The organism is Streptomyces sp. NPDC058469, assembly GCF_042721125.1.
Classification (GTDB): domain Bacteria; phylum Actinomycetota; class Actinomycetes; order Streptomycetales; family Streptomycetaceae; genus Streptomyces.
Genome location: NZ_JBHXME010000018.1, coordinates 40546 through 65055, shown reverse-complemented (window position 1 = coordinate 65055; position 24510 = coordinate 40546). Strand labels below are relative to the sequence as shown.

Sequence of the window (24510 nt, the reverse complement as noted above, 5' to 3'; positions counted from 1 at the left end):
GCTCACTCCCTCACCGAAGACGCGGAAGCCGAGGAAGACGCGGAAGCCGCCGCCGGCACCACGTTCGCGAACCCGCCGTCCACCATCAGATTCGCCACCGTCTCCAACTCCGGGGGATTTCCCGCGAGTCGGGCCAGGAACTGGTCGAAGTCGTCCCCGGCGGGCAGCAGCAGCCGCTCCACGCGGGCGGCCGGCGCCCAGGACGGGTCGACGTCGCGGGCGTCGTCGTAGGCGGAGAACCAGACCGAACCGATCGCCTGGCCCTTCACCTTGACGGCGAGCAGGCCGCCCTGGACGAAGCCGACGGCCAGGTAGTCCTTGGTGAGATGGTCGCGCAGGCATTTGTTGATGTAGACGAGGTCGTTGACGGCCGCCTCGTCGCGCACCGTGAAGAACGGCTGGTCGATCAGCAGCCCCAGCTCGGCGTCCAGCGCGGTGCCGATGGGCGCGCTGCCGCCGGCCGCCTTGAGGAACGACCGGTAGGCGCCCGGGAGTCGGTAGCCGAGGTCCTCCTCGACGCCCTGCACCTGCGCCTCGGTCACCGCGACCGTCGACTTCGGCAGTCCGAAGTGGGCGGGGCGGGTCTCCTGGAGCGGGCGGGTGCCGCGCTTGTCGTGGTCGACGACCGCCGTGGCGATCCCGCCGTGGTGGCGCAGCAGCGCCTTCACGTCGACGGGGACGAGTTCGAGGCGCCGGGTGCCGACCACGTGGTGCCAGGTCCAGCCGTGCGGGGTGGCCACCGCGGGCACGGTGTCCCACAGCTCGTGCCGGGTCGCGGCGAGCGCCGCGTTCGCCGACACATAGTCCGTGAGGCGCAGCTCGTCGACGCCGAAGCCCTCCGGCGGCTCGGCGATCTCCGCGGCGGCGCGGGCGTACGGCGAGAAGTCGGGATAGCCGTGCTCGTCCATCCGCACCCCTCTGGGGTGGCGGGCCGCCCGGACCGGGTCCGGGAAGTGCACGACCTGCCCGGCGTAGGCCGCGTTCGGTGGCGCGGCTCGCTGCCCGAGCCGACCTGTCGTCATGGCGGTTGCCCCCTGCGGCATTCAGTACGATTCACAGCAGCCGAAATGTCCAACTCGGCCCACTGTGCCCCGTATCGACTGTCTCGTCTTCTCGTCTTTTTCGACTGTCTCCACGCGTGCGACCGCGTGGATCGCGGTGCGGACAGCCTATGCGGTACGGCGACACCGGTCACCGGCAGCGGTCGGCCGTACCCCTCACCGGACCTTCACTTCCGTGACCTGCCGTCACCCTGCCGTGACAGCCCGCCGAAGCCCTGGCGTGTCGCACCGCCCCAGCTACCGCACCAGCCACGGCATTTGGCACTCTGTGACCCGCCGGGGGATGCTCGGGAGGGGATGACGATCATGAACATGACGCAGACGGGACCGCACACCGGGGCGCACACCGGGCCATCGGGCGACCCCCGGGTCGGCTGGAGCGCCACCGAGGCGCGGCACGCGCCGGCCCTCAACCACCGCCGTGACGGCATACTTCCGACCGTCGCCGCCGCCCTCTCCGTGCGCGGCGCCACCACCCTCACCGGCACCGCCGCCCGCGGCGACCAAGCGCCCGCGCTGCACCCGCTCGTGCAGGACTTCCTCGACACCCTCACCAGCGCGCAGCGCGACCGGTTCACCGGCCGCTGCGCCGAGGCGATCCTCATCTCCCGCCACATCGCCGCCGCGGACGCCGCCCGCAGCAAGCGCGCCGCGCGCAAGCCGATGACCAACGGCGAGGCCCGCAAGACCCTCAAGCAGGCCAAGCTCACCGCCCGCCGCATCCGCGAGGACGGCGACCCCCTGCACGGCAGCTTCGCGACCCCCTGCCGGGCCTGCACAGCCCTGAGCGCCCACTTCGGCGTCCGAGTCGTCGACCCCGCGACGGAAACCGGCTGACACCCACCCCCGCCACACCACAGCACCAAAACACCACAGCACCGCAGGACTTCAGCACCACCGCACGACAGCACCTCAGCACCACCCGTCCCTGACGCCGACGATCGAAGGGCAGATGCACGCCGACCGCCACTCCACCACGCGCTTCTCCGTACCCGTGGACGCCGCCCTGCGCGCCGCGGGCTGGCAGCCCGGCCGCTGGGACATAAAACAGGCCGAGATCTGGGCGGACACCCTGCGCGAGCACACCTCGCCCGCAGGACACCAGCACGCCGTCTTCCCGGCGGCGGTGGAGGTCTGGGCCGAGTTCGGCGGCCTGCACATCACGCCCTCCGGGCCCGGCCGCCAGATCTCCCCCGTGGCGCTCCACCTGGACCCGCTGCACGGCCTCCACATGGCCCGCACCCTGGGCGACCTGGGCCGGGCCCTGGACACCGACGTCAGCCCCTTGGGCGAGGAACCGGACACCCAGTCCCTCCTGGCCATCGACTCCGAGGGCCGCGTCTACGCCCTCGACCACACCGGCGACTGGTACCTGGGCTCCGACATCGACCAGGCCCTCGCCACCCTGGTCTCCGGCATGGAACCGGTACGGCTGACGGCGGGCTGACCTGAGCCCGGCCACACCACCAAAATCCGCAGCCTCACCCCACAGAACCGGCCGACCTGGCGGAGTTGTTCCTGGAAGACCTGCGCCTGCTGCTCACACAGCCGCGGAACCAGCCGTACCCCTGGCCCGCTACAAGCAGGGGCCGGGGCGCCCACGGAGCACCACGGCGAGGCAGGCCGCCGCCACCCGCGTACGGCGAGAAGGTGACGTGTCGGGGGGTGTCCGCCCGCAGCGGTTGGCGCGTCAACACGGGCACGTTGGTGAGAAACCGATTCCGCGCCGTTCCGAGGACGGACACCCCCCGGCGCGGCACCGACCCACGACGGCGAACCGGCGAACCACCCACGCACCCGCACCCCGCCGAAATCCCCGACCTCAAGCCGCCGGAATCACCGCAGACACCCGAAACCCACCCGCATCCGTAGGCCCCGAAACGAACACCCCGCCCAGCGCGAGCACCCGCTCCCGCATCCCCACCAGCCCGTTGCCCCCGGAGGGCAGCCGTGCCGCCGACGCGGACGCGAGCTCGGGCGGCGGTTCGTTCTCGACCTGCATCGCGATCTCCGACACCCGGTGCGCGAGCCGTACGTGGGTCTTCGCGCCGGCCGCGTGCTTGTGGACGTTCGTCAACGCCTCCTGGACCACCCGGTACGCGGTCTGCTCGATCTCCGCCGCGTACGAGCGGGTATCGCCCTCCACGGACAGGTCCACGGCCATCCCGGCCGCCGCGGACTGCCCGAGCAGTTCGTCCACGTCGGACAGGCAGGGCCCGTCGGCCGTGCCCTCGTCGTCGACGGCCCGTGAGGCCGCGGCAGCGGCGGCCACGCCCACCGCGACGAGCGGTACGGCCGCCCGCTCGCGCGCGTCCCGGCCGTCGCCGCTCCTCAACACCCCGAGCATCTCCCGCAGTTCGGTGAGGGCCTGACGCCCCATGTCCCCCACGAGGGCGGCGTTCTTGACGGCCTTCTCGGGGTCCTTGCGGGCGACCGCCTGAAGCGCGGCGGCGTGCACGACCATCAGGCTCACCCGGTGCGCCACGACGTCGTGCATCTCCCGCGCGATCCGGGTCCGTTCCTCGTTGCGGGCCCACTCGGCGCGCTCCTCGGCGCGCTCCGCGAGGAGTTGGAGTTCCCGCTCCAGGCTGTCCGCGCGTTCCCTGAGGCTCTCCATCAGGCGGCGCCGGGCGCCGACGTACATGCCGAGCAGGACGGGCGGCGCGGTCATGCCGACCGCGGTGGTGATCGAGGCGAACGGGAGGAACCAGTCCCCGAGTTCCCAGGTCCCGCGCTGCATGTCCTGCCGTACCCGCACGAACATGACGATGAGCATGCCGAGGAACGACATCCCGGCCAGCGACCCGATGATCCGGCGCGGCAGTTCGGACGCGGCGAGGGTGTAGAGGCCGACGATGCCCATCAGGTAGCCCATCTGGGCCGGTGTGATGGCGATGGAGACGAGGACGACGGCGATCGGCCACTTCCGGCGGACGATCAGCGCCGAGCCGGCCAGCACCCCGAAGACGACACCGACGGCGGCCGGGATGCCCGCGTCGTGCGCGAACCGGACCCCCTCCGCCCCGCACTCCGCGGCGGACCCCGCCGCGAGCCCCGTGTCCAGCACCGCACTGCGCCACCTGGTCCACCACCACGGCCCTCCCCGGGCCGTGGCATGGTCTTCCCCCGTCGTGGTCATGCCTCCAGCCTACGGGCGCCGGGGCCCGGTTTTCCGGCGAGTTTTCCCGACCGGCCCACACCACGACCCGTAATCGAACAGTCACGAAACCCGCCGGTGTCCCGCGAACCGCCCGGCCGCCCCCGACAAGTACCGTCGCACGGAGGGCATCGCGTACGGCATAGTGTTGGGTGCCCACTCGGCGACCAGGCTAAATGTCCGGTTCTCACGATTTTGATCCCCCGTGGTGTAATTGGCAGCACCGTGGCTTTTGGTGCCATTTGTCCAGGTTCGAGTCCTGGCGGGGGAGCAACAGCCTCTTCCAGCAACCCTGTTCGGGCCCTGACAGCACTGTCAGGGCCCACTCTCATGTCCCCCATGAAACGCCCCGGTATCCTGCGAATGTCCACCCCCAGCATTCCGAAGCCGAAGGGCAAACCCGTGAGCGCCATTCGCCCGGCAGCCGTCGTCGTCCTCGCAGCGGGTGAGGGCACCCGTATGAAGTCGGCCACACCGAAGGTCCTGCACGAGCTCTGCGGCCGGACCCTCGTCGGTCATGTGCTGGCCGCCGCCCGCGAGTTGGAGCCGGAGAACCTGGTCGTCGTCGTGGGCCACGCCCGCGAGCAGGTGACCGCCCACCTCGGCGCGACCGACCCCGGCGTACGGACCGCGGTCCAGGCCGAGCAGAACGGCACCGGGCACGCCGTACGCATGGCACTCGAAGAACTCGGCGCCGTCGACGGAACCGTCGTGGTCGTCTGCGGCGACACCCCCCTCCTGCGCGGCGAGACCCTCCGCGCCCTCGCCGCCAACCACACCGCCGACGGCAACGCGGTGACCGTGCTCACCGCCGAGGTCCCGGACGCCACCGGCTACGGCCGCATCGTCCGCGACGGCGCCTCCGGCGCGGTGACCGCGATCGTCGAGCACAAGGACGCCTCCGACTCGCAGCGCGCGATCCGCGAGATCAACTCCGGAGTCTTCGCGTTCGACGGGCAGTTGCTCGCCGACGCGCTCGGCAAGGTCAGGACCGACAACAGTCAGGGCGAGGAGTACCTCACCGACGTCCTCGGCATCCTGCGCGAGGCCGGGCACCGGGTCGGCGCCTCCGTCGCGGGCGACCACCGCGAGATCGCCGGCATCAACAACCGCGTGCAGCTGTCCGAGGCGCGCCGCATCCTCAACGACCGGCTGCTGACCGAGGCCATGCTCGGCGGCGTCACCGTCATCGACCCGGCGACGACCTGGATCGACGTCGACGTCACCTTCGGCCAGGACGCGATCGTCCACCCCGGCACCCAGCTGCACGGCACCACGCACATCGGCGAGGGCGCCGAGGTCGGCCCCAACAGCCGTCTGAAGGACACCGTCGTGGAGGCCGGCGCCCGCGTCGACAACACGGTCGCCGACAGCGCGCACATCGGGGCGCAGGCGACCGTCGGGCCGTACGCCTATCTCCGTCCCGGCACCCGGCTCGGCGCGAAGGGCAAGATCGGGACGTACGTCGAGACGAAGAACGCCTCCATCGGCGAGGGCACGAAGGTCCCGCACCTCTCGTACGTCGGGGACGCGACGATCGGCGAGTACACCAACATCGGTGCCGCCAGCGTCTTCGTGAACTACGACGGACAGGACAAGCACCACACCACCGTGGGATCGCATTGCCGGACGGGTTCGGACAATATGTTTGTGGCACCCGTCACGGTCGGGGACGGCGCGTACACCGCCGCCGGCTCCGTGATCACGAAGGACGTACCGCCCGGTTCGCTGGCCGTGGCCCGTGGCCAGCAGCGGAATATCGAGGGTTGGGTGGCCCGCAAGCGTCCGGGGAGCGCGGCGGCGAAGGCCGCGGAAACCGCTTCCCGCCAGGGCGAGAGCGAGAACTGACCGGAAACGGGTGCGTCGAACACGGCGTACCGTGATAAACGCACACCCAGTTGAATGACCTCTGAGGAGACAGTGCTGTGACCGGGATCAAGACGACCGGCGAGAAGAAGATGATGTTCTTCTCCGGCCGCGCCCACCCCGAGCTTGCCAAGGAGGTCGCCCAGCAGCTGGGTGTCGGGGTAGTCCCGACGAAGGCCTTCGACTTCGCGAACGGCGAGATCTACGTCCGCTTCGAGGAGTCGGTGCGTGGTGCGGACTGTTTCGTGATCCAGAGCCACACGGCTCCGATCAACCAGTGGGTCATGGAGCAGCTCATCATGATCGACGCGCTGAAGCGCGCGTCGGCCCGCTCCATCACGGTGATCGTTCCCTTCTACGGCTATGCCCGGCAGGACAAGAAGCACCGCGGCCGTGAGCCGATCTCGGCGCGGCTCATCGCGGACCTGATGAAGACGGCGGGTGCGCACCGCATCCTCACCGTCGACCTGCACACCGACCAGATCCAGGGCTTCTTCGACGGGCCCGTGGATCATCTCTTCGCCCTCCCCCTCCTCGCGGACTACGTGGGGAGCAAGGTCGACCGCAGCAAGCTGACCGTCGTCTCGCCGGACGCCGGCCGCGTGCGTGTCGCCGACCGCTGGTGCGACCGCCTCGGCGCGCCCCTCGCGATCGTGCACAAGCGGCGCGACAAGGACGTGGCGAACCAGGTGACCGTCCACGAGGTCGTCGGCGAGGTCAAGGGCCGCGTCTGCGTCCTGGTCGACGACATGATCGACACCGGCGGCACGATCTGCGCCGCCGCGGACGCCCTGTTCGCGCACGGCGCGGAGGACGTCATCGTGACGGCCACCCACGGCGTGCTCTCCGGCCCCGCCGCGGACCGCCTGAAGAACTCCCGCGTCAGCGAGTTCGTCCTCACGGACACCCTCCCGACGCCGGGCGAGGTCGGCGCCGACCTCGACAAGATCACGGTCCTGTCGATCGCCCCGACCATCGCGAGCGCGGTCCGCGAGGTCTTCGAGGACGGTTCGGTGACGAGCCTCTTCGACGAGCACTAGGCGCTCCGCTGGAAGGGCCGCGATGTGCCGTCTACCGGCTGCGGCGCCATCGTGGCTGGTCGCGCCCACGCGGCGGAGCCGCATATCGATACCGCCCCGCGCCCCTTTGGGTCGCTGGTGAACCGCAGTGGACTTCGCCCGAGCCGCTTGAGACCGCGCTTCACGAAGATCGATTTCTGATACGGCCTCCCCGCCGAGTAAGCTGGTGCAGTTGCTCGGCGAGGGAGGCCGTACCGCTTCGCAAGAAGTTCGTACGGCGGTCCGTTATCGACGCGCTCTTCGTAGCAGGCCGATGTTCGGCCGGGTGACCACCTTCCCCGACTGTTCTACGAGGAGTGACCATGGCCGACGTCAAGCTCGCCGCCGAGACCCGCACCGAGTTCGGCAAGGGCGCCGCCCGCCGTATCCGCCGTGACAAGAAGGTCCCCGCCGTGGTCTACGGCCACGGTGTCGACCCGCTGCACATCACCCTGCCGGGCCACGAGCTGCAGCTCGCCCTGCGTACCCCGAACGTCCTGCTCACCCTGGACATCGAGGGCACCACCCAGCTGGCGATCCCGAAGGCCGTCCAGCGTGACGCCATCAAGGGCTACCTGGAGCACGTCGACCTGCTCACCGTGAAGAGCGGCGAGAAGGTCACCGTCGAGGTCTACGTCCACACCGAGGGCGAGCTGGCCCCGGGCTCCTTCCTCCTTGAGCACGTGCTGAGCACGATCACCGTCGAGGCCGAGGCCACGCACATCCCCGAGTCGGTCACCGTGTCCATCGCGGGCCTGGAGGCCGGTGCCGCCATCGCCGCCAAGGACATCCCGCTCCCGGCCGGCACCACCCTGGCGATCGACGAGGACGCGGTCGTCCTCCAAGTCCTGGCCGCGCAGGCCGAAGAGGCCTCCGCCGACGCCGAGGCCGAGGCCACCGAGGCCTGATCCTCACCGCTCACCGTTTCGTCAGCCGCTGTTCCCACCGGGAGCAGCGGCTGGCTGCCGGGGGTCCGGGGGCTGTCCCCCGAAAAGCACAGCAATGGAGACATGGACGTGACGACCGACGCCAATGCCCCCTGGCTGATCGTGGGCCTCGGGAACCCGGGCCCCGAGTACGCCAACAACCGGCACAACGTGGGCTACATGGTGGCCGACCTGCTGGCCGAGCGGATCGGCGGCAGGTTCAAGCGGGCCGGGAAGGCACAGGCGCAGGTCCTGGAGGGCCGGATCGGAGCGCCGGGACCGGCGAGCCGCCGGGTCGTCCTGGTGAAGCCGACGTCGTTCATGAACCTGTCGGGCGGCCCGGTCAACGCGCTGCGCGACTTCTACAAGGTGCCGCTCGCGAACGTCGTTGCCGTGCACGACGAACTCGACATCGACTACGGCACCCTCCGCCTCAAGCTCGGCGGCGGCGACAACGGCCACAACGGGCTGAAGTCGATGACGAAGGCGATGGGCCCGGACTATCACCGGGTGCGGTTCGGGATCGGGCGTCCGCCGGGCCGGATGCAGGTGGCCGACTTCGTGCTGAAGGACTTCTCCTCCACGGAGCGCAAGGAGCTGGACTTCCTGGTGGACCGGGCGACGGACTCCGTGGAGTGTCTGGTGAGCGAGGGGCTGGAGCGGGCGCAGAGCGCGTACAACTCCTGAGCCGTCCGGCTGCCCGGCTTGCCTGACTTAACCGGCTTGTCCCCTGCGGGAGTTGACCGCGCGTGCGGGTATGGCCAATGATCCCCGCCATGTCACCCGCCGCCTCCACCTCACCCGGCGCCTTCGCCGCCCTGACCTTCGGGCGGCTCGCGGCGATGGGCACGGTCACCGTGCTGATCCTGATCGCCGGGGTGTGGGGCTCGTGGCCGACCGCGCACAACGTGATGCTGACCAAGGGGCGCGAGAGCGGCACGATCGAGGTCACCGCGTGCGGCGACGACACCTGCACCGGCCCGTACACACCGGTCTCCGAGGGCTCGAAGGCCCGTACCCGGGTCGTCATCGAGCACACGGTCGCGGTGAAGAAGGGCCGGACGTACACCGTCGTCGTGAAGCCGGGCACCGACGAGGTCATGCGCTCCGGTCCCGCCGGAATCCTCTACGCCTGGGTCCCCCTCGGCGGCGCCCTCCTGCTGGCCTCGGTGGTGGTCGCGGGCGGCCTGCGGCTGACCCGGGCCGCGTGGGTGCTGGCCGGGACGGGGATCGCACTGCTGACGGCGGCGTTCGTAGCACTCTGACGGCAGTCCGTCGTACGACATGAAAGTGCCCCCGAGCTTCTACGACAGCTCGGGGGCACCCTTGTTTTTGCGGGTCAGCCGGTGTTGCGCAGGCCCGCCGCCACACCGTTGACCGTGAGGAGCAGGGCCCTGCTCAGCAGCGGGTCGGGGTCGGCGCCGGCCGCCGCCTCGTCGCGCTGGCGCTTCAGGAGGGTGACCTGGAGATACGAGATCGGGTCGAGGTAGGCGTCGCGGATGGTGAACGTCTGCTTCAACACCGGGGTGGCGTCGAGGAGTTCGGCCTCGCCGGTGATGCGGAGGACCTCGGCCACGGTCAGATCGTGCTCGGCCCGGATGGTGTCGAACACGTGCTTGAGGTGGTCGGGGACGAGGGTGTCGACGTAGTGCTGGGCGATCCGCAGGTCCGTCTTCGCGAGCGTCATCTCGACGTTGGAGAGGAAGTTCTGGAAGAAGTGCCACTGGCCGTGCATCTCGTCGAGCACGGTGTCCAGGCCGGCCTCGCGCAGCGCCTTCAGCCCGGAGCCGACGCCGAACCAGCCGGGCACGATCTGCCGGGACTGGGTCCAGCCGAACACCCACGGGATGGCGCGCAGTCCGTCGAGCGAGACGCCCGAGCCGGGGCGGCGGGAGGGCCGCGAGCCCAGGTGCAGATCGGCGAGCTGGTCCACCGGCGTGGAGGCGAGGAAGTACGTCGGAAGGTCCGGGTCCTCGACCAGCCTGCGGTAGGCGGCGTGGGCGGCGTCGCTGACCACGTCCATGGCCGCGTCCCAGCGGGCGAGGGACTCGTCGGACTGGCGGGGCGAGGTGTGCAGGGCGGAGGCCTGGAGGGTTGCCGCGACGGTCAGTTCGAGGTTCTCGCGGGCCAGTGACGGCACGAGGTACTTGTCGGAGATGACCTCGCCCTGCTCGGTCACCTTGATCTCGCCCTCCAGGGTGCCCCAGGGCTGGGCGAGGATCGCGTCGTGCGAGGGACCGCCACCGCGGCCGACCGTGCCGCCCCGGCCGTGGAAGAGGCGGAGGCGTACGCCGTAGCGGTGGGCGACGTCACGCAGGCGACGCTGGGCGCGGTGGATCTCCCACTGCGACGTCGTGATGCCACCGAACTTGGAGGAGTCGGAGTACCCGAGCATGACCTCCTGCACATCCCCGCGCAGCGCCACGAGCCGCCGGTAGGACGGGTCGGACAGCATGTCCTCAAGGATCGTGTCGGCGGCCTTCAGCTCGTCCGTGGTCTCCAGCAGCGGCACGATGCCGACCTTCGCCCACCCGGCGTGCAGGTCGACGAGCCCGGCCTCGCGGGCCAGCACGGCGGCGGCGAACACGTCGTCGGCGCCCTGGCACATCGAGATGATGTACGACTCGATGACCTCGGGCCCGAACACGGCGAGGGCCTTCTTGACGGTCTCGAAGACGCCGAGGGTCTTCTCACCGGCCGCGTCGACGGGCGCGGGCGTCGGAGCCAGCGGCCTGCGCGACCGCAGTTCCTTGGCGAGCAGCTTGGCCCGGTACTCGCGGGGCATGTCGGAGTACCGCCAGGACTCCTCGCCGAGCCGGTCGAAGAGCTGGCCCAGCGCGTGGTGGTGGGCGTCCGCGTGCTCGCGTACGTCCATGGTGGCGAGCTGGAGGCCGAACGCGCCGAGCGTGCGGATCGTACGGTCCATGCGGCCGTCGGCGAAGAGGCCGCCGCGGTGGGCGCGCAGTGAGGTCTGGATCAGGGTGAGGTCGGCCAGCAGCTCGGCGGTGCCGAGGTAGTCGCGGCCGTCCTCGTGCGGGGTGCCCTTGGCCAGGCGGCTCTTGGTGTTCTCCAGCTTCTGCCGGATGCAGGTGGCCTTGAGCCGGTACGGCTCCTCGGCGTTGAGGCGCTTGTAGCGGGGGCTGATCTCCGGCAGCCGCTCCAGGTCGGCCCGGAGGGACTCCAGGAGTTCCTCCGTCGCACCCGTGTAGCGGATGGAGTTGGAGAGGAAGCCGCGCAGCTCGTCGATCGTCTCCAGGGCGTCGTTGATGCCGTGCTCGTGCTGGAGGATCAGGACGTCCCAGGTGACCTGGGGCGTGACGTTCGGGTTGCCGTCGCGGTCGCCGCCGATCCAGGTGCCGAAGGTGAGCGGGCGGGTGTCGTCGGGCAGCTTGACGCCGACGCGCTCCAGCTCGGCCGTGAGGTCTTCGAGGACGTCTCCGACGGCGCCCGCGTGCAGCTCGTCGAGGTAGTAGATGGCGTTACGGGCCTCGTCGGCGGGCTCCGGACGGACGACCCGCAGCTCGTCCGTCTGCCACACCAGGTCGATGTTCTCGGCCAACCGGGTGTCGTGGCGACGGCGGTCGGACTCGATGACCGGGGTCTCCAGGAGCGTGGCGATGCGCCGGAGCTTGTTGAGGACGGACCGGCGCGCGGCCTCGGTGGGGTGCGCGGTGAAGACCGGGCGGACGTTCAGGTTCTTGACCGTCTCGCGCAGGTGGTCGGGGTCGGCGTCCTTGAGGCGGTCGGCCGTACGGGCGAGGAGACCGCCCTCGGCGGCACGCCTGGCGCGCAGCTCGCGGCCGCGGTGCACCTGCTCGGTGACGTTGGCCAGGTGGAAGTAGGTGGAGAAGGCGCGGACCAGCTTGGCGGCGGTCTCCAGCTCTATGCCGCGCAGCAGCTCGGCGGCGGCCTCGCCGTCCTCCCGGGTGAGACGGCGGACCTTCTCGACCAGTTCGAGCAGCTCGGGGCCCTCCTGCCGGACGAGGGTCTCGCCCAGAAGGTCGCCCAGGCGCCGGATGTCGGCGCGCAGCGCACTGCCGGTCGAGGTGGTGCTCGTGGTCAGGTCGTCGGCACTGCTCACAGGTGCGGCTCCTTGCAGTGTTTGAAGCTCGTCTGGAGGGAACCCGGACGGCGGTCCCGCGGCGGCTGCCGCATACGGGACGGACATCCGGGAAGAAAACAGAACGGACCGCGCTGTCCGACCGACACCCAGGATAGGTGTCCACTCTGACGCGCGGTCTCACGGGCTTCGTCCACCGGTCGGCGCGCTGCCATACTTACGTTGCCGTAGGTTACGGAACCGTAGGGAAGTCCATGCTGAACTGTTGCTGCCCGGCTCCCGCCGTCCGACGCTCCGCCTCCACCTCCGAACCCCACAGGGGACGCCCATGACCACGAGCTCCGATGTGATCGACGACGCCCCGCGGGCGAACGGCGACGGCACTCCGCTCCCCGCCGCCACCCTGGGCGGCGAGAAGAAGGGGTCGCTGGAACAGATCACTCTTCTCCTCTTCATCACCCTTCCGTTCCTGGCCCTGCTCGCGGCGGTGCCGCTGGCGTGGAGCTGGGGCGGGGTGAGCTGGCTGGACCTCGGCCTGCTGGTGTTCTTCTACTACCTCGGCTGCCACGGCGTGACGATCGGCTACCACCGGTACTTCACCCACGGCTCCTTCAAGGCGAAGCGCCCGCTGCGGATCGCCATCGCGATCGCCGGGTCGATGGCGGTCGAGGGGCCGCTGGTGCGCTGGGTCGCCGACCACCGCAAGCACCACAAGTTCTCCGACGCGGAGGGCGACCCGCATTCGCCGTGGCGCTACGGCGAGACGGTGCCGGCGCTGATCAAGGGCCTGTGGTGGGCGCACATCGCGTGGATGTTCGACGAGGAGCGCACTCCGCAGGAGAAGTACGCGCCGGATCTCATCAAGGACCGCACGATCCGGGCGATCTCCCGCCACTTCATCTACTGGACGATGCTCTCGCTCGCGCTGCCGCCGCTGATCGGCGGACTGGCCACGATGTCCTGGTGGGGCGCGTTCACCGGCTTCTTCTGGGGCTCGCTGGTGCGGGTGGCGCTGCTGCACCACGTCACCTGGTCGATCAACTCGATCTGCCACGCGGTCGGCAAGCGCCCCTTCAAGTCCCGTGACCGGTCCGGCAACGTGTGGTGGCTGGCGATCCTGTCCTGCGGCGAGTCCTGGCACAACCTGCACCACGCCGACCCGACGTCCGCGCGGCACGGTGTGATGCGCGGCCAGCTGGACTCCTCGGCGCGGATCATCCGCTGGTGTGAGCAGCTCGGCTGGGCCTATGACGTGCGCTGGCCGTCACGCTCGCGTATCGATTCGCGCCGTATCTCCGGTACGGACGGCTCTCAGCCCCGGAAGGAGTCGGCGGAGGCTGCATGATTGACGCCGTGGCGACCGATCCCAGCAGCACCCCGAGCAACGAGAAGCCCCGACGCGCGCGCCGCACCCGGATGACGGGAGCGGAACGCCGGGCCCAGCTGCTGGAAGTCGGCCGCACACTGTTCGCGACGAAGGGCTTCGAGGCCACGTCGGTGGAGGAGATCGCGGCGAAGGCCGGGGTCTCCAAGCCGGTGGTCTACGAGCACTTCGGCGGCAAGGAGGGCCTGTACGCGGTGGTCGTGGACCGCGAGATGCGCCGCCTCCTGGACATGGTGACCAGCTCGCTCACGGCCGGCCACCCCCGCGAACTCTGCGAACAGGCGGCCTTCGCCCTCCTCGACTACATCGAGGAGTACACGGACGGTTTCCGCATCCTGGTCCGCGACTCCCCCATCCCCCAGTCCACGGGCTCCTTCGCGTCCCTCATCTCGGACATCGCGACCCAGGTCGAGGACATCCTGGGCCGCGAGTTCAAGAGCCGGGGCTTCGACGCCAAGCTCGCCCCGCTCTACGCCCAGGCCCTGGTCGGCATGGTCGCCCTCACCGGCCAGTGGTGGCTGGACGTCCGCCGCCCGAAGAAGGCGGAGGTGGCGGCCCATCTGGTGAACCTGGCCTGGCACGGGCTGGACGGGCTGGAGGCGAAGCCGCGGTTGATAGGCCACCGGAAGAGCTGAGCGTGCGGCGGTACGGAACGTCGAAGGGGCCCCTGCTGAAGAGCAGGGGCCCCTTCGGATTCGCCCAGTTCCCAGGGCGTCAGCGTTTTCGGGACATCAGCGCTTGAAGGTGTCCTTCGCCTTCTCCTTGGCCTGCCGAGCGTCCCCCTTGGACTTCTCGGCCTGGCCCTTGGCCTTCATGGTCTCGTTCCCCACGGCCCGGCCCACGGTCTCCTTGGCCTTGCCCTTGGCCTGTTCCTTCTTGGCCTTGGCCTTCTCGTCCTTTGCCACGGTTCATCACTCCCGGTCGGTTCGGAACTCGGAACTCGGCGCCACCGACCGGGTAGCCGCGACGACGACGGGCAAACACCGGTCGCGCATGCATCTGACAGGTCACCCAAAAGCTGAATCAACTTGAAGCAATAGACCACAAGATGCACCTTGTGCAATTATCCAGTCATGATTGAGATCGCGATCAGCGCAGCCCGTTCCCAACTCGGTGACCTCGTCCGCCGTGCGGCGCACGGACGCGAGACCATCGCCCTCACCGACCATGGCCACGTGGCCGCGCTCCTGGTGTCACCACAAGTCATAGAGGATCTCGAAGACGCTCTCGCCGTCGCCGACTACCAGCGCCGCAAGGCCGAAGGAACACTTGGTCCGGGCATCCCCATGGCCGAGGTACGCAAGCAGCTGGGGCTCGAAAACAAGTGACGTACGAGATCATCTTCGAACCACATGCTCTCGACTCCGCAACCCGGTTCTTAAAGGAGGACCCGACCGGCCTCGCCGTGGTACTGGACGCCATCGACAAGCTCGCCGATGCCCCTCACCCAGCGGGATCGATTCCCTACGGATCATCGGACATCCGCCGCCTGCGTGTCGGCGGTTACCGAGTTCTGTACGTCATTGACGACGAAGTGATCCGCATCCTCGTCACCCACCTGGGCCGGACGCCGTAGGAACCGCCTCCAAGAACTCCAGCCGGTTCCCCACCGGATCCTCCGAGTAGAAGCGCCGGTACCCCGGCAGCTCCTTGTCCCAAGTGACCGACGCCCCAAGGGACTTCAGCCGGGCCGCGTACGCGTCGATGCCGGTCACGCGGAGTCCGGGGTGGGCCTTCTTCGCCGGGCGGAAGTCGTCCTCCACGCCCAGGTGGAGCCGCACCGCCCCCGCCCCGAACCAGCACCCGCCCCGCGCCGCCAGCACGGGCGGCTTGGGGATCTCGGCCATCCCCAGGACGTCGACGTAATACCTCCGCAGCGCGTCCTCCGAACCCGGCGGGGCCGCCAACTGCACGTGGTCCACGGCCGTGAGCATCGTTCACGCCTCCTTGCGGGCCACCGCGAACAGGCGGCGGAACGGGAGGACCGTGCCGTAGGCCGTCGTCGGGTAGGCCTCGCGCAGCAGGTCGCGGTACTCCGTCACGAACGCGTCCCGTGCCTCCGGGTCGTCCGCCAGGGCTGTCAGGGCCGGGCGCAGGCCGGTGCCCTTGACCCAGTCGAGGACGGGGTCCTCGCCGGGGAGGATGTGCTGGTACGTCGTCTGCCAGACGTCCGGTGCGCAGCCCAGGCGGGCCAGGTGGTCGAGGTAGACGCCGGGCGCGTGGACCGAGTCCTCGCGGCGCAGGACCTCGCCGAGGCGGCCCTTCCAGCGGGCGCTGCCCGCCAGTTCGCGCATCAGGGCGTGCAGGGGCGCGTCGATGTTGTCCGGCACCTGGAAGGCGAAGGTGCCGCCGGGCGCCAGCGCGGCCACCCAGTCGCCGAACCGGTCCAGGTGCCCCGGCACCCACTGCAGCGCCGCGTTCGACACGATCAGGTCGTACGTCTGGGTCGGCGTCCACTCCGTCGCGTCCGCGAGGGCGAAGTCGAGGTGGCCGCCGCCGGGCGTGGGGCCCGCGTAGGGCTCGGTCTTCGCGAGCATCTCGGGCGAGTTGTCGTACCCGGTGATGTGCGCGGTGGGCCACCGGTCGGCGAGGACCGTGGTCACGTTGCCGGGGCCGCAGCCGAGGTCGGCGATCCGGGGCGCGGCGCCGGGGAGGTCCGTGACACGGGCGAGGAGGTCGGCGAACGGGCGGGCGCGGTGGCCGGCGTGGCGCAGGTACTGAGCGGGGTCCCAAGTCGTCATGCCTCCCACTCTCCCCGCACGCTTATCTCGATGTCAAGAGACTTGTAGTTGAGATAGTCGTAGTCGAGATAGTTGATATCAAGAGACTTCATGTCGACACAACCACTACACTGATCGTCATGGAGGACGAGGTCGATCGGCTTGTCGCAGCGTGGCGCCGGGAGCGCCCGGACCTCGACGTGGAGCCACTTGAGGTGCTCAGCCGGGTGAGCAGGCTGGCCCGGCACCTGGACCGGGCCCGTCGGCTGGCGTTCGCCGAGCACAGCCTGGAACCGTGGGAGTTCGACGTGCTGACGGCGCTCAGGCGCGCGGGCAGCCCCTACCAGCTCTCCCCCGGCCAGCTGCTGACGCAGACCCTGGTCACGTCCGGCACGATGACGAACCGTATCGACCGCCTGGCGAAGAAGGGCCTGGTCGAGCGGCTCCCCGACCCCAGCGACCGCCGGGGCGTACTGGTCCGCCTCACCGTGGAGGGCCAGGACCGCGCGGACCAGGCCCTGGCCGGCCTGCTCGCCCAGGAGCGCGCGATCCTCGCGGAGCTGTCCCGCGCCCAGCGGGGCGAACTGGCAGGCCTGCTACGCCAGTTGACCGCCCCGTTCGACAACATCCCCGGCTAGGTCGGCGGGCCCCACCCCCGCACGCCGGGCAAGAGCCACCGCCGCGAAGGTGGAATGGACGCCCAACCTGCCCAACACGCGCGGAACCCTCCCGCACCCAACAGGCCGAACCGGCAGGCCCGCTAAGCCAGTTGACCGCCCCGTTCGACAACATCCCCGGCTAGGTCGGCGGGCCCCACCCCGGCCCGCCTCGCCAGCGCAACCGCCGCGAGGGTGGAATGGACGCCCAACTTGCCCAGCACGTTCTGCATATGGGTGCGGACGGTGTGCGGGGAGAGGAACAGCCGCTCGGCGACCGCCTTCCGCCCCAGCCCGGCCACCATGCAGCGCAGCACTTCCCGCTCCCTCGGCGTCAGCGACTCCACCAGGCGCTCGCTCTCGGTGCGGTGCTTGCGCGCGGCCGTCAACTCCCGCAGGACGCCGGTCAGTAGAGCCGGCGGCAGATGCGTCTCGTCGCGCAGGACACCTCGGATGACGGTTAAAAGCCTGGACAGCGAGCAGTCCTTGGCGACCCAGCCGGAGGCACCGGCCTGCAGGGCCAGTGCGGCCCGGCGCGGATCGTCCTTCTCGGCCAGCACGACCATCCGTACGCTCGGCTGGGCCGAACGGACCCCGGCGACCAGGGAGATCCCGTCCACCAGCCCGTCCTCGTTCCCCGCCTGTACTGGTACGGCGGGCCGGACGCCCGGCACGTTGCCGCCCAGATCGGCGTCCACGAGCAGGACGTCGAATCTGCGGCCCTCGGCGATCGCGCGCTCCATGCAGCGCAGCGCGGCAGGACCGCTGCCGGCCGCGGACACGTCGACATCGGGCTCGGCCGCCAGTGCCGCGGCGAGCGATTCGGCGAAGATGCGATGGTCGTCGACGACCAGGACTCGGATGCGAACCACGAAACCCCCTTCCCCAGGCTCCTGGTGGAGCAGGGGATACCTCATCGTCGGGAGACGAAGCGATGATTGCGGGTACGACGCCCGGGAACGGCCTGCGCCGCACGGCCGCCGCCGTGCAGACACTGCTACCCCCACATCGGGCGTCGTACCCGACTTGTCTCGCCCCCTGAACAGCACCGGCCCCCACCGGTGCTGTTCACAGCGTACGGCCGGGGCGCAGCAGCGGAAGCTAATTTGCAGAACTGACTTGTCCGGCACGTTTATGGTGAGCCGCATGTTTCGTATTGAGACGGAAGTCGACAAGGAGCGACGCGATCTGCTCCGCGCCCGGCTGCTCGAAACCAACACGGCCGCCTCGCCGGTGCTGCGCGCCCTGCGCGGAACCCCTCGCGAACGTGAAGTTCCGCTCCAGGTGTGGGCGTTGGACGCGACGGGCGACCTGGCGGGCGGGCTGGTCGGGCACAGCTGGGCGGACTGGCTGCACGTGACGTACCTGTGGGTGGACCGCCGCCACCACGGAAGGGGACTCGGCTCCCGGCTGCTCGGCGAGGCGGAGCGCGTCGCCCGCGACGAGCGCGGCTGCGGGGCGGCCCGCCTGGAGACCTGGAACTTCCAGGCGCCGGACTTCTACAAGAAGCAGGGGTACGAGGTGGTGTGCGTGATCCCGGACTACCCACCGGGGCTCACCGAGTACACCCTGACGAAGAAGCTGGACCGAACGAACCTCGGGTAAACACATCCGGGGCGAACGAGACGCTCAGCCCAGTCTCATACTCTCCTCTTACCGTGCCCGCCATGAGCATGCTGCGGAAGCTGAACTCCAAGCTCGCCGAGACGACCGGCTACCAGCTACGCCGGGTGCCCCCGCCGCCCGGGGCGACGACCGCGGGCTCCCTCGGGGCGATTCCCGCGCCGCGCGGTTCCCGTCCCGCGCGCCCCGAACCCGTACCGGAGACGCCGACGGTGGATCCGGCGGTCGACCGGTTGCTGGAGCGACCGGTGTTCATCCTGGCCTCGGTGCGTTCCGGGTCGACGCTGCTGCGCATGATGCTGGGGGCGCACTCCCGGCTGCACGCCGCGCACGAACTCCATCTGACCGGTATCGAGGTCTACTTCAAGTCGGGCACCCCCACGGAACGTTCCCTGCGGACCCTGGGCCTGGGCCACGAACAGTTGGAGGGTCTGCTCTGGGACCGCACCCTGCATCGTGAACTGGTCAAGTCCGGCAAGCAGTTCATCGTGGAGAAGACCCCCGGCAACGCCTTCCAGTGGCAGCGCATCGCCGAGACCTGGCCCGACGCCCGCTTCGTCTTCCTGCGCAGACACCCGGGCGCGGTGGCCCGCTCCTGGCACGAGGCGGTACCGGACCGCACCCGCGAGGAAGCGGCCCGACGCGTCCTGAAATACATGGAGTCCATGCAGGAGGCCCACGCCGAACTCGGCGGACACATCCTCCGCTACGAGGACCTCACCACCGACCCGGCCGCCGAACTCCGCTCTCTCTGCGCCTACTTGGACATCCCCTACGAACCCGGGACGACGGACTACGGCAGCGGCCTGAAGGACGCCGTCCTGGGCGCCGGCTTCGGCGACTGGACCGACAAGATCCGCTCGGGCCAGGTCCAGCCGGACCGCCCGGCACCGGAGTTGGACGAGATCCCGGAAGTGCTGCGGCCGATGTGTCGGGCGTGGGGGTATCTCTAGGCGAAGTGGCCGGTTGTGGCCCCGCGTCGACGTGGGTCCCTTAAAGTCCCTGGCCGTGACATCCACTTCAGCCACCACCGCCGAGAGTCCCGGAAAATCATCGCTGTGGCGTGAGCCGGCGTTCGTGCTGCTCGCGAGCGCGCGAACCGTGTCCGTGCTGGGCAACGGCTTCGCCGCCGTGGCCCTCGCCTTCGCGGTACTCGCCCTGCCCGGAGCCAGTCCGGGCCGGCTGTCGCTCGTGCTGGCCTGCCAGGCGTTGCCGCAGCTGATGTTCATCCTGGTGGGCGGGGTCATCGCGGACCGCATGTCACGCGCCCGCCTGATGGCGCTCGCGGAACTGATGGGTGCCGTGGCCTACACGGGTCTGGCCACGTTGGTGCTGACGGGGCACGCACCGCTGCCCGCGATGTGTGTGCTGGCGGTGGCGGCCGGTACGGCCTCGGCCCTGTTCATGCCGGCGATGGACGGCATCGTGCCGCTGATCGTCTCCACCGAACGCCTCCAACAGGCCAACGGCACGCTGCGGGTGGGCACCAACAGCGCCCGGCTGCTGGGCCTGGCGCTGTCGGGTGTGACGGTGGCCCTGGTGGGCGCGGGCTGGGCACTGGCGTTGAACGCCGCGTCCTTCGTCGTCAGCGCGGCCCTCACGGCCCGCCTCCCGATCGCCGTACGCCCGCCCAGGAAATCCTCCGGCTGGGCCGATCTCCGCGAGGGCTGGCGGGAGTTCGCGTCCCGCCAGTGGCTGTGGGCCGTGGTGGCCCAGTGGTCGATCGTGATCGCGGCGCTCAACGCGAACGTGGGAGTCCTCGGCCCGCTGACCGCCGACCGCTACCTCGGCGGTGCCCGCGCCTGGTCGGTCATCGTCGCCGCGCAGGCCCTGGGCACGATCGCCGGCGCGGGCCTGGCCGCCCGGGTCCGGGTCCGCCGTCCCGTCCTGGTGGCCGTACTCGCCACCTTCCCGTTGGCCGTCCCGATCGCTCTCCTCGCCGTCCGGGCCCCTGTGTGGCTGATCGCCGCCGCGATGTTCACCGCCGGGATCTCCAGTGACGTCTTCGGCGTCCTGTGGGCCACCACGATCCACCGGGAGATCCCCGAGGAATCCCTCTCCAGGGTCAGTTCCTACGACGGGTTCGGCTCCCTGGCCTTCGCCCCGCTGGGGTTGCTCATCGCCGGCCCGCTCGCCGCGACCGTGGGCCTGGGCCACACCCTCGCGGGGTGCGCGGCACTGGTGGTCCTCGCCACGGTCGCGGCGCTGCTGGCCCCGGGGGTGCGGGGGCTGCGCGACACCCCGTGACGGAGGAGGCCGGGGCCGTGGACATCTGGTCGGACTGCTCCGCGTGGAGCCGTCGCATCCTGGCCGCCGCCGACCGGCTCTCCGGCTACCGTCACACCCGGCAGCGGCGATACGAGGGCTGGTGGCTGCATCCGGATTCAGGCGATGCGGTGGTGCGGACGCTGCTCGCGCTGAGCATCCATGTCCTCGTGCCGGACGCCGTGGCCCAGCGGCGGCCATACACACCGGCCGTGATCGGCGGCTACGGCTGGCCACCATAGGGAACGCGGTGACGAAGCGGCCCGACCATGAACTGCTCGCCGGTCTCCCCGCTCTCGGCGAGATCGACCGACTGCAGGTCGCCGTGGTGCGGATCCTGACCTACGACAACGCCTCCGCGCTGACCGCGGCGCGTCTTCGCACACTGGTCCACAGCGCGCTGCACCGACTGGCCGAAAGCGTCTCCGCCGACGACCCGTCCGCGACGACGTCCCCGGGTGAGCGGGACGCCCCGGAATCCCGGGGCGTCTTCGCCGTGCCCCGTCAGCTCAGTCGCCGTGCCCCCGCCGAAGGCACCGCCAAGAACACGCGCGGCGTCGTGTAACCCGCCGTCGCGAACGCCTCCTCGACCGCCTTCGTGACCGTGTCCGCCTCCGCGGCCTCCACCAGTACGACCGCCGAGCCGCCGAAGCCGCCGCCCGTCATGCGGGCACCCAGCGCGCCGGCGGTGACCGCCGTGTCGACCACGAGGTCCAACTCCGGGCAGGAGATGCGGAGATCGTCGCGGAGGGAGGCGTGGCCCTCGGTCAGGATCGGGCCGATCGCCCGGACGTCTCCCGCGTCCAGCAGGGTGATGACCTGGTCGACACGGTGGTCGTCGGAGACGACGTGGCGGACGTAGCGCTGGATCCGCTCGTCCGACAGGCGGGACAGGGACGATGACAGGTCCTCGTACGCCACGTCCCGCAGGAACGGCACGCCCAGCTGACGCGCGCCCTCCTCGCAGCCCTCGCGGCGTTCCGCGTACGCGCCGTCGCCCAGCGCGTGCTTCACACGGCTGTCCACGACAAGCAACGACAGGCCCTCGGACGCGAGGTCGAAGGGGATCTGGCGGATCGACAGGTCGCGGCAGTCGAGGTGGAGCGCGTGGCCCTCCTCGCAGCAGGCCGAGGCCGTCTGGTCCATGATGCCGCAGGGGACGCCCACGAAGTCGTTCTCCGCGCGCTGGGAGAAGCGAGCCAACTCCGGTGCGGACAGCCCGAGTTCGAAGAGGTCGTTCAGGGCCAGGGCCGTGACCACCTCAAGGGCCGCCGACGACGACAGGCCCGCGCCCGTCGGGACCGTCGAGGAGAGGTGGATGTCCGCGCCTGTCACCTCGTGGCCCGCCTCGCGCAGCACCCACACGACGCCCGCGGGGTACGCGGCCCAGCTGGTGTTCGTGCGCGGGGCCAGCTCGTCCACGTGCAGTTCCACCACCGGGCCCTCGATGTCCGCCGAGTGGAGGCGCAGGACGCCGTCGCCGCGGCGGGACACCGCCGCCACCGCCGTGTGCGGCAGGGCGAGCGGCATCACGAAGCCCTCGTTGAAGTCGGTGTACTCGCCGATCAGGTTGACCCGGCCCGGCGCGGCCCAGACGCCCTCGGGAGCCGTCCCGTACAGCTCCTCGAAGCCCTCACGTACACCCACGTGCGATCCCCTAGCCCTTCGATCAGTTCGATACGTTCTGCGCGAACGCCCACGCGTCCGCGACGATGCCCGCGAGATCCGCGCGGGACGGGTTCCAGCCGAGGCGCTCCTTGGCCCTGGCCGCCGAGGCCACCAGGGTCGCCGGGTCGCCGCCGCGGCGCGGGGCCACGACCTCGGGGATCGCGTGCCCGGTGACCTGACGCACCGTCTCGATCACCTGGCGGACGGAGAAGCCCTCTCCGTTGCCGAGGTTGCAGATCAGGTGCTCGCCCCCAACCGCCGCCTTCAGCGCCAGCAAGTGTGCGTCGGCCAGGTCCGCGACGTGGATGTAGTCACGGACGCAGGTGCCGTCCGGCGTCGGGTAGTCGTCGCCGTAGACCGAGATCGCGTCGCGCTTGCCCTGGGCGACCTGGAGCACGAGCGGGATGAGGTGCGACTCGGGCTGGTGCCGCTCGCCGCAACTGCCGTACGCGCCCGCGACGTTGAAGTAGCGGAGGGAGACCGCGCCGAGGCCGTGGGCCGCCGCCTCGCTGGTGATCATGAAGTCGACCGACAGCTTGGACGCGCCGTAGGGGTTCGTCGGGGAGGTGCGGGCGGTCTCGACGATCGGGACCTCGTCCGGCTCGCCGTACGTGGCCGCCGTGGAGGAGAAGACGAGCTTGCGGACGCCGGCCTCGCGCATCGCGGCGAGGAGGGCCATCGAGCCGCCGACGTTGTTCTCCCAGTACTTCTCCGGCTTGACGACGGACTCGCCGACCTGGGAGAACGCGGCGAAGTGGAGGACCGCCTCGTAGGAGGAGTCCAGCCACTTGGCGGCGTCGCGGATGTCGCCCTCGATGAACGACGCACCCGCAGGCACCCCTTCACGGAAACCCGTCGAGAGGTTGTCCAGGACGGTGACCTCGTGGCCCGCCTCCAGCAGGTGCTGGGCGACCACGCTGCCGACGTAACCCGCTCCGCCCGTGACCAGGTACTTACCGCTCATCAACTCGCTACCTCTCGCAGTCGCTCGGCCGCGCGCTCCGGCGGCACGTCGTTGATGAACACGCTCATGCCGGACTCGGAACCCGCGAGGAACTTCAGCTTGCCGGAAGTGCGGCGAATGGTGAAAAGCTCGAGGTGGAGCGCGAAGTCGTCCCTGCTCACACCCTCGAAGTCCTCCAGCGTGCCGAACGGCGCCTGGTGCCAGGCGGAGATGTACGGCGTCGGAGGCTCACCCTCACCGAAGATCCGGTCGAAGCGCCTCAAGAGTTCCAGATAGACCTTGGGGAACTCTGTGCGGGCCGCCTCGTCCAGACCGAGCAGATCGGGCACCCGGCGCTTGGGATACAGGTGGACCTCGTAGGGCCAGTGCGCCGCGTACGGCACGAAGGCCGCCCAGTGTTCACCCTCAAGGACGACCCGCTCACCGGCGAGTTCGCGCTCCAGGACGGAGTCGAAGAGGTTCTCCCCGCCGGTCGCCTCCTTATGAGTTGCCAGTGAGCGCAACATCAGGGCGGTGCGCGGGGTGGTGAAGGGGTAGGCGTAGATCTGGCCGTGGGGATGACCGAGCGTCACACCGATCTCTTCGCCGCGGTTCTCGAAACAGAAAACCTGCTCGACGGAGGGAAGATGCGACAGCTCCGACGTCCGGTCGGTCCACGCGTCGAGGACGAGGGCCGCCTGCTCCTCGGTCAGCGAGGCGAAGGACGCGTCGTGGTCGGAGGTGAAGCAGACCACCTCGCAGCGACCGGAGTCCCCGGCCAGCGAGGGGAAACGGTTCTCGAACACGGCGACGTCGTACGACGAGTCCGGGATCTCGCTGAGCCGGTCGCCCGTCGTCGGGCAGAGCGGGCACTGGTCGGCCGGCGGGTGGTAGGTGCGGCCCTGCCGGTGCGAGGCGATCGCCACCGAGTCGCCGAGCAGCACGTCCCGCCGTACCTCCGAAGTGGTGACCGTGCGCTCCAGCGGGCGTCGGTCCACCGCGTCGCGCACGGTGTCGTCCCGCAGGTCGTAGTAGATGAGCTCACGACCGTCGGCCAACCGGGTCGAGGTCTTCTTCACGCCGGGCTCTCCATCCGTACGTACATCCACGCTTCACAAGAAGC

General features: G+C 70.2%; 27 protein-coding genes, 1 tRNA gene and 1 pseudogene. 18 read left to right on the top strand and 11 right to left on the bottom strand.

The window, feature by feature from the left end:
- Window positions 1-2 precede the first annotated feature (2 nt).
- Window positions 3-1022 (bottom strand): SMI1/KNR4 family protein, encoded by a 1020-nt coding sequence (locus ACFWP5_RS12125; RefSeq protein ID WP_384154116.1) that lies wholly within the window; start codon window positions 1020-1022, stop codon window positions 3-5.
- Between the two features lie 336 nt (window positions 1023-1358).
- Here ACFWP5_RS12125 and ACFWP5_RS12120 point away from each other — a divergent pair, with 336 nt between their 5' ends.
- Together ACFWP5_RS12120 and ACFWP5_RS12115 are read left to right on the top strand one after the other, a co-directional pair.
- Window positions 1359-1898 (top strand): YwqJ-related putative deaminase, encoded by a 540-nt coding sequence (locus ACFWP5_RS12120; protein ID WP_384154114.1) that lies wholly within the window; start codon window positions 1359-1361, stop codon window positions 1896-1898.
- A 115-nt stretch (window positions 1899-2013) separates the two neighbouring features.
- Window positions 2014-2508, top strand: coding sequence for an SUKH-3 domain-containing protein (locus ACFWP5_RS12115; RefSeq protein WP_384154112.1), 495 nt, complete (start codon window positions 2014-2016; stop codon window positions 2506-2508).
- Between the two features lie 375 nt (window positions 2509-2883).
- On the opposite strand, the gene ACFWP5_RS12110 is transcribed toward ACFWP5_RS12115, so the two are convergent.
- Complete coding sequence (locus ACFWP5_RS12110; protein ID WP_384154110.1) at window positions 2884-4200, bottom strand: sensor histidine kinase; 1317 nt, start codon at window positions 4198-4200, stop codon at window positions 2884-2886.
- A gap of 217 nt (window positions 4201-4417) precedes the next feature.
- Here ACFWP5_RS12110 and ACFWP5_RS12105 point away from each other — a divergent pair.
- The 6 genes from ACFWP5_RS12105 (at window position 4418) to ACFWP5_RS12080 (ending at window position 9333) form a co-directional block, all read left to right on the top strand.
- Window positions 4418-4489 (top strand) — tRNA-Gln (locus ACFWP5_RS12105).
- Window positions 4490-4620: 131 nt separating this feature from the next.
- Window positions 4621-6066: a bifunctional UDP-N-acetylglucosamine diphosphorylase/glucosamine-1-phosphate N-acetyltransferase GlmU gene (glmU, locus tag ACFWP5_RS12100; RefSeq protein ID WP_384154108.1), complete on the top strand. Its 1446-nt coding sequence runs from the start codon at window positions 4621-4623 to the stop codon at window positions 6064-6066.
- A 77-nt stretch (window positions 6067-6143) separates the two neighbouring features.
- Window positions 6144-7124 (top strand): ribose-phosphate diphosphokinase, encoded by a 981-nt coding sequence (locus ACFWP5_RS12095; protein ID WP_019064636.1) that lies wholly within the window; start codon window positions 6144-6146, stop codon window positions 7122-7124.
- A gap of 341 nt (window positions 7125-7465) precedes the next feature.
- Entirely contained in the window at window positions 7466-8050 is a 585-nt protein-coding gene (locus tag ACFWP5_RS12090) for a 50S ribosomal protein L25/general stress protein Ctc (protein WP_384154106.1), read from the top strand.
- 102 nt (window positions 8051-8152) lie between these two features.
- The gene (gene pth / locus ACFWP5_RS12085) at window positions 8153-8755 is read left to right on the top strand and encodes an aminoacyl-tRNA hydrolase (RefSeq protein WP_384154104.1); all 603 of its coding nucleotides are present in this window, start codon (window positions 8153-8155) and stop codon (window positions 8753-8755) included.
- A gap of 77 nt (window positions 8756-8832) precedes the next feature.
- Window positions 8833-9333, top strand: a complete 501-nt coding sequence (locus ACFWP5_RS12080) for a hypothetical protein (protein ID WP_384154158.1) — start codon at window positions 8833-8835, stop codon at window positions 9331-9333.
- A gap of 74 nt (window positions 9334-9407) precedes the next feature.
- Here ACFWP5_RS12080 and ppc read toward each other — a convergent pair whose 3' ends face one another.
- Complete coding sequence (gene ppc / locus ACFWP5_RS12075; RefSeq protein ID WP_384154102.1) at window positions 9408-12149, bottom strand: phosphoenolpyruvate carboxylase; 2742 nt, start codon at window positions 12147-12149, stop codon at window positions 9408-9410.
- Between the two features lie 307 nt (window positions 12150-12456).
- On the opposite strand from ppc, the gene ACFWP5_RS12070 reads away from it, so the two are divergent.
- Together ACFWP5_RS12070 and ACFWP5_RS12065 are read left to right on the top strand one after the other, a co-directional pair.
- Window positions 12457-13473: an acyl-CoA desaturase gene (locus tag ACFWP5_RS12070; RefSeq protein ID WP_384154100.1), complete on the top strand. Its 1017-nt coding sequence runs from the start codon at window positions 12457-12459 to the stop codon at window positions 13471-13473.
- Window positions 13470-14147 (top strand): TetR/AcrR family transcriptional regulator, encoded by a 678-nt coding sequence (locus ACFWP5_RS12065; protein ID WP_266771507.1) that lies wholly within the window; start codon window positions 13470-13472, stop codon window positions 14145-14147. The genes ACFWP5_RS12070 and ACFWP5_RS12065 overlap by 4 nt, the downstream gene beginning before the upstream one ends.
- 96 nt (window positions 14148-14243) lie before the next feature.
- Here the strand turns inward: ACFWP5_RS12065 and ACFWP5_RS12060 are convergent, their stop codons facing one another.
- Window positions 14244-14417 carry a CsbD family protein gene (locus ACFWP5_RS12060; RefSeq protein ID WP_384154097.1) on the bottom strand — a complete coding sequence of 58 codons (174 nt, stop codon included), beginning with the start codon at window positions 14415-14417 and terminating at the stop codon, window positions 14244-14246.
- 168 nt (window positions 14418-14585) lie between these two features.
- Between ACFWP5_RS12060 and ACFWP5_RS12055 the strand changes: the two genes are divergently transcribed.
- Window positions 14586-14840 (top strand): type II toxin-antitoxin system Phd/YefM family antitoxin, encoded by a 255-nt coding sequence (locus ACFWP5_RS12055; protein WP_384154095.1) that lies wholly within the window; start codon window positions 14586-14588, stop codon window positions 14838-14840.
- Window positions 14837-15088, top strand: a complete 252-nt coding sequence (locus ACFWP5_RS12050; protein ID WP_384154093.1) for a type II toxin-antitoxin system RelE/ParE family toxin — start codon at window positions 14837-14839, stop codon at window positions 15086-15088. The genes ACFWP5_RS12055 and ACFWP5_RS12050 overlap by 4 nt, the downstream gene beginning before the upstream one ends.
- Here the strand turns inward: ACFWP5_RS12050 and ACFWP5_RS12045 are convergent.
- Both ACFWP5_RS12045 and ACFWP5_RS12040 read right to left on the bottom strand, forming a co-directional pair.
- A complete protein-coding gene (locus tag ACFWP5_RS12045; RefSeq protein ID WP_384154091.1) occupies window positions 15063-15446 on the bottom strand; it encodes a VOC family protein in 384 nt (127 codons plus the stop codon). The two genes, ACFWP5_RS12050 and ACFWP5_RS12045, sit on opposite strands and share 26 nt — an antisense overlap.
- Before the next feature lie 3 nt (window positions 15447-15449).
- Window positions 15450-16253, bottom strand: coding sequence for a trans-aconitate 2-methyltransferase (locus tag ACFWP5_RS12040; protein WP_384154089.1), 804 nt, complete (start codon window positions 16251-16253; stop codon window positions 15450-15452).
- 119 nt (window positions 16254-16372) lie between these two features.
- Here ACFWP5_RS12040 and tamR point away from each other — a divergent pair, with 119 nt between their 5' ends.
- Complete coding sequence (gene tamR / locus ACFWP5_RS12035) at window positions 16373-16870, top strand: MarR family transcriptional regulator TamR (RefSeq protein WP_384154087.1); 498 nt, start codon at window positions 16373-16375, stop codon at window positions 16868-16870.
- On the opposite strand, the pseudogene ACFWP5_RS12030 reads toward tamR, so the two are convergent.
- Window positions 16829-16936, bottom strand: a pseudogene (locus ACFWP5_RS12030) (DNA-binding response regulator); the annotation flags it as partial. The gene tamR and the pseudogene ACFWP5_RS12030 overlap by 42 nt on opposite strands.
- A gap of 56 nt (window positions 16937-16992) precedes the next feature.
- On the bottom strand, window positions 16993-17760 hold the full coding sequence (locus ACFWP5_RS12025) for a LuxR C-terminal-related transcriptional regulator (RefSeq protein ID WP_384154085.1): 768 nt from the start codon (window positions 17758-17760) through the stop codon (window positions 16993-16995).
- Window positions 17761-18022: 262 nt separating this feature from the next.
- Here ACFWP5_RS12025 and ACFWP5_RS12020 point away from each other — a divergent pair, with 262 nt between their 5' ends.
- The 5 genes from ACFWP5_RS12020 to ACFWP5_RS12000 all read left to right on the top strand — a co-directional run bounded on the left by ACFWP5_RS12020 (window position 18023) and on the right by ACFWP5_RS12000 (window position 21341).
- Window positions 18023-18493: a GNAT family N-acetyltransferase gene (locus ACFWP5_RS12020; RefSeq protein ID WP_384154157.1), complete on the top strand. Its 471-nt coding sequence runs from the start codon at window positions 18023-18025 to the stop codon at window positions 18491-18493.
- 62 nt (window positions 18494-18555) lie between these two features.
- Window positions 18556-19464, top strand: a complete 909-nt coding sequence (locus ACFWP5_RS12015) for a sulfotransferase family protein (RefSeq protein ID WP_384154083.1) — start codon at window positions 18556-18558, stop codon at window positions 19462-19464.
- A 55-nt stretch (window positions 19465-19519) separates the two neighbouring features.
- Window positions 19520-20758, top strand: a complete 1239-nt coding sequence (locus tag ACFWP5_RS12010; RefSeq protein ID WP_384154081.1) for an MFS transporter — start codon at window positions 19520-19522, stop codon at window positions 20756-20758.
- A gap of 17 nt (window positions 20759-20775) precedes the next feature.
- Window positions 20776-21018 (top strand): hypothetical protein, encoded by a 243-nt coding sequence (locus ACFWP5_RS12005; protein WP_384154079.1) that lies wholly within the window; start codon window positions 20776-20778, stop codon window positions 21016-21018.
- Window positions 21019-21026: 8 nt separating this feature from the next.
- Window positions 21027-21341 carry a hypothetical protein gene (locus ACFWP5_RS12000; protein WP_384154077.1) on the top strand — a complete coding sequence of 105 codons (315 nt, stop codon included), beginning with the start codon at window positions 21027-21029 and terminating at the stop codon, window positions 21339-21341.
- On the opposite strand, the gene galK is transcribed toward ACFWP5_RS12000, so the two are convergent.
- From galK to galT, 3 genes are read right to left on the bottom strand one after another with little or no spacing between them, the layout of a single operon-like run.
- Window positions 21281-22423, bottom strand: a complete 1143-nt coding sequence (gene galK / locus ACFWP5_RS11995; protein ID WP_384154075.1) for a galactokinase — start codon at window positions 22421-22423, stop codon at window positions 21281-21283. The two genes, ACFWP5_RS12000 and galK, sit on opposite strands and share 61 nt — an antisense overlap.
- Window positions 22424-22445: 22 nt before the next feature.
- Window positions 22446-23408 carry a UDP-glucose 4-epimerase GalE gene (gene galE, locus ACFWP5_RS11990; protein ID WP_384154073.1) on the bottom strand — a complete coding sequence of 321 codons (963 nt, stop codon included), beginning with the start codon at window positions 23406-23408 and terminating at the stop codon, window positions 22446-22448.
- Window positions 23408-24466: a galactose-1-phosphate uridylyltransferase gene (galT, locus tag ACFWP5_RS11985; protein ID WP_384154071.1), complete on the bottom strand. Its 1059-nt coding sequence runs from the start codon at window positions 24464-24466 to the stop codon at window positions 23408-23410. The genes galE and galT overlap by 1 nt, the downstream gene beginning before the upstream one ends.
- Between the last annotated feature and the right edge of the window lie 44 nt (window positions 24467-24510).